The sequence below is a fragment of the Candidatus Sordicultor fermentans genome, from assembly GCF_012728195.1.
Lineage (GTDB): Bacteria > Atribacterota > Atribacteria > Atribacterales > Caldatribacteriaceae > Sordicultor > Sordicultor fermentans.
Genome location: NZ_JAAYFP010000113.1, coordinates 19,828 through 29,348, shown reverse-complemented (window position 1 = coordinate 29,348; position 9,521 = coordinate 19,828). Strand labels below are relative to the sequence as shown.

Below are 9,521 nucleotides of genomic sequence, written 5' to 3'. Positions count from 1 at the left end.
GTATATAAAATACTGAACAATATATCTTATGTAAAAGTTGTGGCGCCTCTGCTTTTAGTAATACTTGTGTTAATTTTTTTTGCACCGGAGGAGTTTGTATCTATTGCAATGGATTCAGCCAGTGCAACGACAGGCCCGGTTAATATTCCTCTGAACATGGCTTTGGCGATAGGTTTAGCAAAGGTACTGGAGAACGTTGATCCTCTGTTGTCTGGTTTTGGTATAGTGGGACTTACCTCCGTTGGAGCAGTAATATCGGTGTTGATATTAGGGATATTAACGAGGATATAAGGGGAGGAAAATATTATATGGATGTTAAATGTATAGTTGCTATTGTCGAAAGAGGAAAGGCAGATAAAATTGTAGACAAGGCAAAGAAAGCAGGGGCAAGAGGAGCCACCATTCTTTATGGGAGAGGAACAGGACAATCGGAAGCATTGGAATTTTTTAATATCCACATTGAAGCATCAAAAGAAATTATTTTAATACTCAGTGAAACTGATAGGTACAAACCGATATACGATGCTATCGTTGAAGCGGGTAGACTTAATGAACCAGGTACCGGCATCATATTTACTTTTTTAGTATCCGAATTACTCGGGCTACACCATAGAGAACAAATGAATAGCTGATTATATAACTATTTTGCTGAGTGTAGTTTTCTGCATAAAGACTCACTATAGAACTACAGAAAAGTGGTTTCCTTTGTTGTTGTCCTCTTTTTTCCCGTCTTTGTGGAGAACGGCTGCGAGGGAATCTCACTTTCAAGATGCCGCCTGTAGAGGTTCTCCCATTATACGGAAAAGTGCTACAGAGATTTTTGTGGTTAAACTATAGACTCTATATTTTTTAGTACTTGTTCCTCTCGGGAAGGTGCTTAGCCATTCGTCTACCTTTGGTTGAAAAGAGCGCCATCTTGTGCTATTATTTTGATGGGGTTGGGAATGGATATGGCCCTGCTTTGTTGGTGATGTCAGAGAAGGCTTTGAACCAACATCCTTGTCTTGGGAGCCTGTTCGCTAATTGAGCCGTGGTTCAGTTGGGAGGGCACCCACCTTTTTGAGGGCGAGGATCAAAGCGGTTGGCACACGGCAAAGCGGGGCCGTTTAGTGTAAAGGAAATGGAGGAAGGAGTTGTTTGGTTGTGGAAAATGGTGAGAGAATGGAGTTAACACATGAAGATTTAGGTGAAATCCGCATTGTCCGACCTGGTGACCTCGTAAAAGGCAAAGTGATTAAAAAAGGAGAGGAAAATTACTTTGTCAACATAAACTCCAAGTCGGAAGGCCTGTTGCCTTTGCGAGAAAAAATGGTGGGCAAAGAAGGGGAAGTGGAAAATCAGTTAGAGGAAGACGATGAAACGTGGGTAGTAGTTACTCACATTGATGAGCAAGGTTATGTGTGGCTCTCCAGAGAGCAAGCTCGTTATCAGGGAGCCTGGATAGATATAGAGGAGAGTCAAAACGAGAATAAAACATTAACCGCCAAAGTTAAAAAGAGGGTAAAAGGTGGCCTCATTGTAGATGTGGGAATCAATGCCTTTTTACCTGCCTCTTGTGTTGATATTACTCCCAAAAATTTGGATGAGTTTATAGATCAAACTATTCCAGTTAAAGTGATTGAAGCTGATAGGAAGACAAAGAATGTGGTGGTGTCTAGAAAGGCGGTTCTGGAGGAAGAAAGAGAGCGTCAGAAGAAGGAACTCTTTGATTCTCTGGAAGTAGGACAGGTGAGAAAAGGAATAGTGAAGAACATTACCAAATTTGGAGTTTTTATAGATTTGGGAGGAGTTGATGGCCTTTTACATGTTTCAGAAGTTTCCTGGAAAAAAACCTTTGGAAATTTAGAAGATCTCTTCCAAAAAGGAGAAGAAATAGAAGTAAAGGTTATTGCTTTTGATCCGGAAAAGGAAGAAATATCTTTAAGTCTTAAGAGACTTCAACCTGACCCATGGGAAGATATAGATGAGAAAATAAGGCCCGGTGATATAGTTAAAGGCAAAGTAGTTTCTGTTCGGGATTTTGGAGTGTTTGTAGAAATAGAAGAAGGATTAGAAGGATTAATTCACATTTCCGACCTTTCCTGGGGTTATGTGAAACATCCTCAAGAAGTGGTCAAGGTAGGTAGTATAGTAGAAGCTCGAGTGTTGGAAATAGATAAAAATAAGAGAAGAGTCTCTCTGGGCATTAAACAGGTTTTGCCTGACCCCTGGGAAGAAGTGGATGAGAAATATCCCTTGGGTAGCACTGTCCGGTTGAGAGTATCTTCAATTACTCCTCGTGGGGTATGGGGAGAGATTGAAGAAGGAGTGGAAGGACGAATACCGCTTGAGGAGTTATCATGGAAAAGAGTTAACCGGGTTAGCGAGATAGTTAGAAGAAATCAAGTAGTGGAAGCGAAAATTTTAGAAGTTGATACCCAGAATCGACAAATCCTTTTGAGTATTCGACAGCTCCGTCCTAACCCCTGGGAAGAGATTGCTGGAAAGTGGAAAGTGGGAGACATGGTAGAAGCGAAAGTGCGGAGACTGATGAATTTTGGTGCTTTTGTAGAGTTGGTTCCAGATGTGGAAGCTCTCCTTCCTCTTTCGGAGCTGGATTGGGAGCCAGTTAAACATCCTAATCAGATCCTGAAGCGGGGTCAAACCTTATCTCTCAAAATTATAGAGTTTAATCCTGAAGAACAGAGAATTGTAGTTAGCCGAAAAGCGACCCTTCCTGACCCGTGGGAAGAAATCAAGAATAGTTATCCCGTGGGCAGTGTTCATCTCAAGAAGATAGTTAGATTGGTAGATTTTGGTGCTTTTATAGAGTTAGAAAAAGGGTGGGATGGTTTAGTCCATATCTCGGAAATTTCTAACCAGCGGATTTCTTCTCCTTCTGAAGTATTAAAAGAAGGTGAAGAAGTTAAGGTAAAAGTTATTAAGCTTGACGACCAGGAAAGAAAGATTGGCCTGAGTATCAAACAAGCTTCACAAGAGGAAGAGAAGGATTATGCATCTTCCAACGGTAAAATAACTTTAGGAGATATGGTGGGAGGTAAATTAACTGATTTTTTAAACAGTCTCAAAAAATGACAGATCGGACCAACCCCTCTCTAACACGGGCTCAGGATGTTATCCAGGAACTAAAGGAAGTGTCTTCCTCTTTTGAGCGAGTGGTAGTGGCTTTTTCTGGAGGAATGGATAGCACCCTTGCCCTTTTTCTTTCTCTTCAGGCCTTGGGAAAAGAAAAAGTAATATCTTGTACCGTGGATTGGGATATTTATTTTCCTTCTTTAGCTCGGGAGAGTGTTGACTACTGGGTAGATAATTTGGGAGTAGATCATGTTTATCTCCCCGGGCGAAAAGTGATGGAAGAGATTATGAAAACCGGTCCCGCCTGCAATCGCTGCACTAAAGAAGCAAAGTTAGGAACTATTCGCCGTTATTTTGGAAATAGGGTTTTAATTGTAGGAGGCGCTAACCAGAGTGATAGCTGGGGGAAAAGAGGGGTAAAGCTACTTAATAACACTTATTCTCCCCTTTTTGAACTTAGTAAAGAAGAAATTGTAAATCTGGCTTCTTTTCTCTCTCTTCCCTTACGAAGAATGGGGGAGAATAAGCTTCGAGAAGGATGTCTACTAAAACATCTTTTAAAACCCTTGGCTTCTCCTTATCAAGCCCAGGCGGTGGTAAAGAGCAACGAGTATCTCCTCAAAATATTGAATGAAAGAAACATAGAAAGGGATATAGCTAATGTGAAAATAATTGGCCCCCTTAACCGCAATATTGCTCTGGTTAATGTTAAACCCCTCCCTTCTTTAGCTTTGAGGGAGGAAATAACTGCTGTTCTTTCTTCTATAGAGGAAGTAGATGAAGTTAGCTGGGTGGATAGTCCTATTACTTTGGTGGTGAGAGCTAATTTAGGACAGTATCGTAATCTTTCCTCCCTTTATTGGTTGGAAAAAGGAAAGCTACAACCTGAATTTGCCTTTCCTATTACTGTTCGCTGGATGCCCTCTTCTAATCGAAGACTTCATACTTTTCAAGTAGTGGATTTTAAAAAGGAGAATACAAACTATGACCAGTGCCGAAATCAGGAAAGCCTTTCTTCAGTTTTTTGAAGAAAAAGAACATAAAATTTTACCCAGTGCTTCTCTTATCCCCGAAGACCCTACTATACTTCTGACTATTGCCGGTATGGTGCCTTTTAAATCTATTTTTGAAGGTCGAGTATCACCTCCCTTTCATCGAGCAGTTACAGTGCAGAAGTGTGTACGGATAAGCGATTTGGATAAAGTAGGCTATACTTCTCGTCATCATACTTTTTTTGAAATGCTGGGCAACTTTTCTTTTGGTGATTATTTTAAAAAAGAAGCCTGTTCCTGGGCCTGGGAGTTTCTCACCCAAAGGCTATTGCTTCCTCCCGATAAATTATGGATTTCCGTTCACCATCGGGATGAAGAGGCATTTACAGTTTGGAGAGAGGAAGTGGGCATTTCAGAGGAAAAGATAGTATTTCTGGGGGATGAAGATAATTTTTGGGCTTCAGGGCCGGTGGGTCCTTGTGGTTATTGTTCCGAAATTTATTATGATACAGGAGAGGAGAGGGGATGTGGACAGCCAGATTGTCGCCCGGGTTGTGATTGCGACCGATATTTAGAGATATGGAACCTGGTATTTATGGAGTTTGACCGAGGGAATGATGGTTTACTACGAGAATTACCCCATAAGAATATTGATACTGGCATGGGCTTGGAGAGGATTACCTCGGTAATGCAAAAAGCTCAAACTGATTTTGAAACCGATCTTTTTTTGCCCATAATTGAAAAAATAGAAAAGATGAGTGGAATTAGCTATCAGAGAGAAGATTTACGACCCTATTTTCGAATCATTGCTGACCACATTCGAGCCATTACTTTTCTAATAGGGGATGGAGTTTATCCTGCGAACGAAGGCAGAGGTTATGTTTTGCGTCGTTTAATTCGCCGGGCTCATCGTTATGGGCATAAACTTTCTCTGTATCATCCCTTTTTGCCGGAATTGGCTTTTGTGGTGATAGAGATTATGGGCCATCATTATCCAGAGCTGAAAGATAGGAAGAAATTGATTGCTCAAGTGGTGCTCCAGGAAGAAAGAAAGTTTGAAGAAACTCTACAGCTGGGAATGGGATATCTGAAAGATTTGATTTCTCGCTTTCAAGAAAAAGAGGAAAGAGTAATTCCAGGAAGAGAAATATTTTATCTTTATGATACTTATGGTTTTCCCCCTGATATAGCTTCAGAAATATTAGAAGAGGAAGGTTTGTCTTTTTCTCAAGAAGAGTTTGAAACGGAAATGGAAAGACAAAAAACCAGAGCCCGTCGGGCTTATGAAGAAAAGACTCAAGAATTTAAAGAGAGAAAAGATGAAGAAGAAATCTTTTCTGGCCTGGAAAGCGAATTTGTAGGCTATGAAGAAAAAGAAATAGAGACTCAAGTTTTAGCTCTTTTTTCTCAGGGAGAAAGAGTGAAGGAAGTGAAAAAAGGAGAAGAGGTAATAGTAGTGTTAGAAAAAACTCCTTTTTATCCTGAAAGAGGAGGACAAGAAGGAGATAAAGGCTTTATTACTTCTTCGCAAGGGGAAATAAGGGTAGAGCAAGTAAGCGCTCCCTCTTCCTCTTTGATTATCCACCGAGGAGTGGTGGAAGAGGGAATTGTGAGGGAAGGAGAAAAAGCGCGGGCTCAAATCGAGGCTCGGCGAAGAAAAGCGATGGAGATTCACCACACAGTTACTCATCTTCTCCATCGTGCTCTGCGAGAAGTTTTAGGAGAGCAGGTTAAACAAACCGGCTCCTGGGTAGGAGAAGAGGGATTACGGTTTGATTTTACTCACTTTGCCCCTTTATCTTCGGAGGAGATAAAAGCAGTAGAGTCTCTGGTTAACGAAAAGATTTTCGAGGATTTACCGGTGCAAATTACCTTTTCCACTCTGGAGGAAGCTCAGAAAAGAGGAGTGATAGCTCTTTTTGAGGAAAAATATGAAGAGATGGTAAGAATAGTTAGAGTAGGAAACTATTCAGCAGAACTCTGTGGGGGGACTCACCTTGCTCACACTGCGCAGGCCTTGCTTTTTAAGATAACGTCTGAATCCAGCATTGGAAGGGGATTAAGAAGAATTGAAGGAGTAGCTGGCCCTTCTGCTCTTTCTTATCTTAATCAGAAGGAGCAAATCTTACAGGATGTTGTTAAAACTGTCAATGTGGAAGAGGGAAAAGTGAAAGAGTATATAGAAAAAGTGGTAGGTGAGAATAAAGAACTCAAAAAAGCTCTGGAAAAAGAAAGAAGAAGGAGAATAGAAGAAAAGATTAAGAGCCAGATATCATCAGTCAGTAACGAGGAAACCACTCTTGTTTCCTATTTGGGAGAAGAGGATGGGTTAGACCTTGATTTTCTGAAGGAGGTAGTAGACCACCTTCGGCCTTTTATCCAGAAGGGAGTAGTAGTTTTAGGCTTAAAGAAAGAAGGAAAAATCCAGGGGGTTCTGGCTGGTATAGGATTACCACCGGAGGCAAATTTGGGAAGAATGATAAAGGAGTGGAGCCAGAAAATAGGAGGGGGAGGAGGGGGGAGGCCTCATTTAGCCCAGTTTGGAGGATTATCGGAGGAAAAATGGGAAGAGCTAATTTCTCTTTTAGAAGACTGGGTAGAGAGTTTATGAAGAGAGTAATGGCTATAGATTGGGGAGAAAAAAGGATAGGAGTGGCTTTTAATCAGGGAACCGGTTTTTCTTTCCCCTGTGAGGTAATAGAAGCAGAGGGCGAAGAGGCGATAAATAAAATTTTAGCTTTAGCAAAAGAGCTAAAAGCTGAGGTAATAGTGGTGGGCTTACCTCTTCATCTTGATGCCTCCTTTCAGGAAGAAGCCCGGAGGGTGGAGAAATTTAAGAAAAAACTGGAACAGTCTTTTGAGGGTGAGGTAGTGTTGTGGGATGAGAGGTTATCCACTAAGGAAGCAGAAAAGAGATTGATAGAAGCTGATCTCAGTAGAAGAAAAAGGAAAAAGGTTATAGATAAAGTTTCTGCTGCTTTGATTCTGGAAACTTATCTTTCTCACATGGGAAATGAGGTCTAAGTTCATTCTTTATCTTTCTCTCAGCTGGCTACTATGTCTTTTTTTAGCGTTGGCTTTTTATTATGGTGGGGAAGAAGGAGAAAGGAAAATAGTAGTAATTGAGAATGGTCTTTCGGGACGAGAAATATCCTATATTCTGGAAGAGGAAGGTATCGTTCCTTCTTTTCTTTTTCGACTCTTTCTTTTTTTATCCAATCAAGATAAGTTGATAGCTGGTAACTATTTTTTATACCCCGGTGAAGCGGTAGGGGAGGTAGTTAAAAAGTTGACTCAGGGTCCCAGTTATGAAAAAATCACTTTTCCAGAAGGTTTTACCTCCGAGCAAATGGCAAGAGTTTTAGAAGAAAAGGGTATTTGCTCTGCCAGAGATTATCTGGATCTCATAAATAAACCAGAGCTTTTTTCGGCTGGTTGGTTGGGAGGAATCACCAATTTGGAGGGTTTTCTTTTCCCTGATACTTATTATTTTTCTCCTTTTACTTCTCCTCAAAAAGTGATAGAAACCCAGCTGCATCATTTTGAAGAGGTCTTTCTTCCTCATTATTGGTTATCTCGTTCTTCTTTATCCTTAAAAGAAGTGGTAATATTAGCTTCCATGGTAGAAAAGGAAGCAAAGCGGAAGGAGGAGAAACCTGTGGTAGCTTCCGTTTTTATCAATCGCTTGAAACAGGGCATGAAGCTGCAGTCTTGCGCCACTGTGGTTTATGCTCTTTATCGAGAAAAAGGATTAAAAGTAGAAAACCTGAAGGAAGAGGATTTGAAAGTTGCCTCTCCCTTTAATACATATCTCATTTCTGGCCTTCCTCCTCAGGCTATATGTAACCCAGGTTTAGATTCTTTGCTTTCTGTTCTTTATCCTCAAAAGACTGATTATCTCTATTTTGTTTTACAAGGTGATGGAAAACATGCTTTTTCCCAAACTTATGAAGAGCATCTACATTATAAAGAGGGTAATAATCCGTGAGCTGGTGGAAAAAACTTACCCCTGACCTTATGACAGAAAGTCTTTCTGATATTTCTTTAGATTTTCTTGGGAAAAAAGGTATTCGGGGCTTAATTATCGATCTGGATAATACACTGGTGCCCTGGGGAGGTTTTGAATTTCCTCCGGGAGTGAAAGCCTGGATACAGGAGGCTCAAGAGCGGGGTTTTAAAATTTTCCTGGTTTCTAATGCTTTAGAGGAGAGAGTGAATCATTTTAGAGAGAGCCTCGACATTCCGGGGATTTCCCAGGCTCAAAAACCCCGCCGGGGTGCTTTTCGTCTGGCCCTGGCGCAAATGGGTTTAGAAAAAAATCAAGTAGCGGTGATAGGTGACCAGCTTTTTACTGACGTGTGGGGGGGGAATCGTTTGGGTCTTTTTACCATCCTTGTTTCACCGGTAAATGAGAAGGAGCTATTTTTCACCCGTGTGGTAAGGCGGTTAGAAAGGCGAGTGCTGAAAAGGCTAAAAGCATGATTACTGCTCAAACCCGGCTTCTGGGAGTTATTGGCTACCCCATTGAACATTCTCTTTCTCCTCTTTTTCAAAATGCTGCTCTCTCTTATCTTGGTCTCCCTTTTGTCTATTTAGCTTTTGATATTTTACCCTCTAATCTTGAGAGGGCGCTGGAGGCTATGCGAATTTTCTCTATTAGAGGTTTTAATGTTACCATTCCTTATAAAGAAAAAGTAATTCCCTTCCTGGATGCCTTAGAAGGAGAAGCCCGGGTTATAGAGGCAGTTAATACCATAGTTAATGAAAAGGGAAAATTGATTGGTTATAACACCGATGGGGTAGGTCTGTATCGTAGCCTGGAGAGAAAAGGGGTAAACGTAGAAGGTAAAAAAGCTTTGCTTTTAGGGGCGGGTGGTGCGGCAAAAGCAGCAGTTTGGGCTCTATGGAAAAGGGGGGTAAAATCTATTTTTGTCATTAATCGAACTCGGGAGAGGGGAGAAGACCTGGCCAATTGGGCAAGAGCGGAATTTTTTCTGGAGGTAGAAGTGGTGGAATGGGGAAAAATGAAAGAACAAGACTCCCTACCTCTCTGGCAGGAGGCAGGAGTGATAGTGAACGCCACTTCTTTAGGTTTAAAGGGAGAAGAAATATCCCTACCCTGGGAGAAACTCTCTCCTTCGGTTTGGATAGTAGACGTGGTTTATCGGCGGGGTCTGACACCTTTAGTCAGAGAAGCAAAAAAGAGAGGAATCCAAAGCTTTGACGGAAAAGAAATGTTGCTTCAACAGGGAGCAGAGAGCTTTTTTCTTTTTACCGGGGAAAAAGCACCGCTTAAAGTTATGGAGGAAGCTCTGGATTAGAAACCTCTTTAAGTCTTTTAGTATCGCATCTGTGAACCTATCCTGCTATTTGTAGGGCAAATTCTGGTGTTTCCCGTTCTCTGCAAATTTATGTCACCCTTCTTTTTGCATCTTAAGACTCTCTAACACTATG

General features: G+C 41.3%; 9 protein-coding genes and 1 other RNA gene. All 10 read left to right on the top strand.

Features of this window, described 5'->3' with window-relative positions; translation table 11 throughout:
• Window positions 1-291 (top strand): DUF1538 family protein (locus GXZ17_RS06025; RefSeq protein ID WP_409376388.1); only part of this gene is annotated, 291 nt, incomplete at its 5' end.
• A gap of 17 nt (window positions 292-308) precedes the next feature.
• Window positions 309-632 (top strand): P-II family nitrogen regulator, encoded by a 324-nt coding sequence (locus GXZ17_RS06020; RefSeq protein ID WP_409376387.1) that lies wholly within the window; start codon window positions 309-311, stop codon window positions 630-632.
• 318 nt (window positions 633-950) lie between these two features.
• A non-coding RNA gene (ssrS, locus tag GXZ17_RS06015) (6S RNA) lies at window positions 951-1,107 on the top strand.
• A gap of 36 nt (window positions 1,108-1,143) precedes the next feature.
• Window positions 1,144-3,075, top strand: a complete 1,932-nt coding sequence (locus GXZ17_RS06010; RefSeq protein WP_409376386.1) for a S1 RNA-binding domain-containing protein — start codon at window positions 1,144-1,146, stop codon at window positions 3,073-3,075.
• Window positions 3,072-4,103 carry an ExsB family protein gene (locus GXZ17_RS06005; protein WP_409376385.1) on the top strand — a complete coding sequence of 344 codons (1,032 nt, stop codon included), beginning with the start codon at window positions 3,072-3,074 and terminating at the stop codon, window positions 4,101-4,103. The genes GXZ17_RS06010 and GXZ17_RS06005 overlap by 4 nt, the downstream gene beginning before the upstream one ends.
• A complete protein-coding gene (alaS, locus tag GXZ17_RS06000) occupies window positions 4,060-6,678 on the top strand; it encodes an alanine--tRNA ligase (protein WP_409376384.1) in 2,619 nt (872 codons plus the stop codon). The genes GXZ17_RS06005 and alaS overlap by 44 nt, the downstream gene beginning before the upstream one ends.
• Window positions 6,675-7,091 (top strand): Holliday junction resolvase RuvX, encoded by a 417-nt coding sequence (gene ruvX, locus GXZ17_RS05995; protein ID WP_409376383.1) that lies wholly within the window; start codon window positions 6,675-6,677, stop codon window positions 7,089-7,091. The genes alaS and ruvX overlap by 4 nt, the downstream gene beginning before the upstream one ends.
• Entirely contained in the window at window positions 7,081-8,055 is a 975-nt protein-coding gene (gene mltG / locus GXZ17_RS05990; RefSeq protein ID WP_409376382.1) for an endolytic transglycosylase MltG, read from the top strand. The genes ruvX and mltG overlap by 11 nt, the downstream gene beginning before the upstream one ends.
• A complete protein-coding gene (locus tag GXZ17_RS05985) occupies window positions 8,052-8,549 on the top strand; it encodes a YqeG family HAD IIIA-type phosphatase (RefSeq protein ID WP_409376381.1) in 498 nt (165 codons plus the stop codon). Before mltG ends, GXZ17_RS05985 begins: the two co-directional genes overlap by 4 nt.
• Window positions 8,546-9,388: a shikimate dehydrogenase gene (locus GXZ17_RS05980; RefSeq protein ID WP_409376380.1), complete on the top strand. Its 843-nt coding sequence runs from the start codon at window positions 8,546-8,548 to the stop codon at window positions 9,386-9,388. Before GXZ17_RS05985 ends, GXZ17_RS05980 begins: the two co-directional genes overlap by 4 nt.
• The last annotated feature ends 133 nt before the right edge of the window (window positions 9,389-9,521 follow it).

What these genes read in the sequence shown, in the direction of transcription:
- GXZ17_RS06005 (WP_409376385.1), top strand. Translation starts at nt 3,072, where the DNA reads ATGACAGATCGGACCAACCCCTCTCTAACACGGGCTCAGGATGTTATC.
- GXZ17_RS05980 (WP_409376380.1), top strand. Translation starts at nt 8,546, where the DNA reads ATGATTACTGCTCAAACCCGGCTTCTGGGAGTTATTGGCTACCCCATT.
- alaS (WP_409376384.1), top strand. Translation starts at nt 4,060, where the DNA reads ATGACCAGTGCCGAAATCAGGAAAGCCTTTCTTCAGTTTTTTGAAGAA.
- GXZ17_RS06020 (WP_409376387.1), top strand. Translation starts at nt 309, where the DNA reads ATGGATGTTAAATGTATAGTTGCTATTGTCGAAAGAGGAAAGGCAGAT.
- ruvX (WP_409376383.1), top strand. Translation starts at nt 6,675, where the DNA reads ATGAAGAGAGTAATGGCTATAGATTGGGGAGAAAAAAGGATAGGAGTG.
- mltG (WP_409376382.1), top strand. Translation starts at nt 7,081, where the DNA reads ATGAGGTCTAAGTTCATTCTTTATCTTTCTCTCAGCTGGCTACTATGT.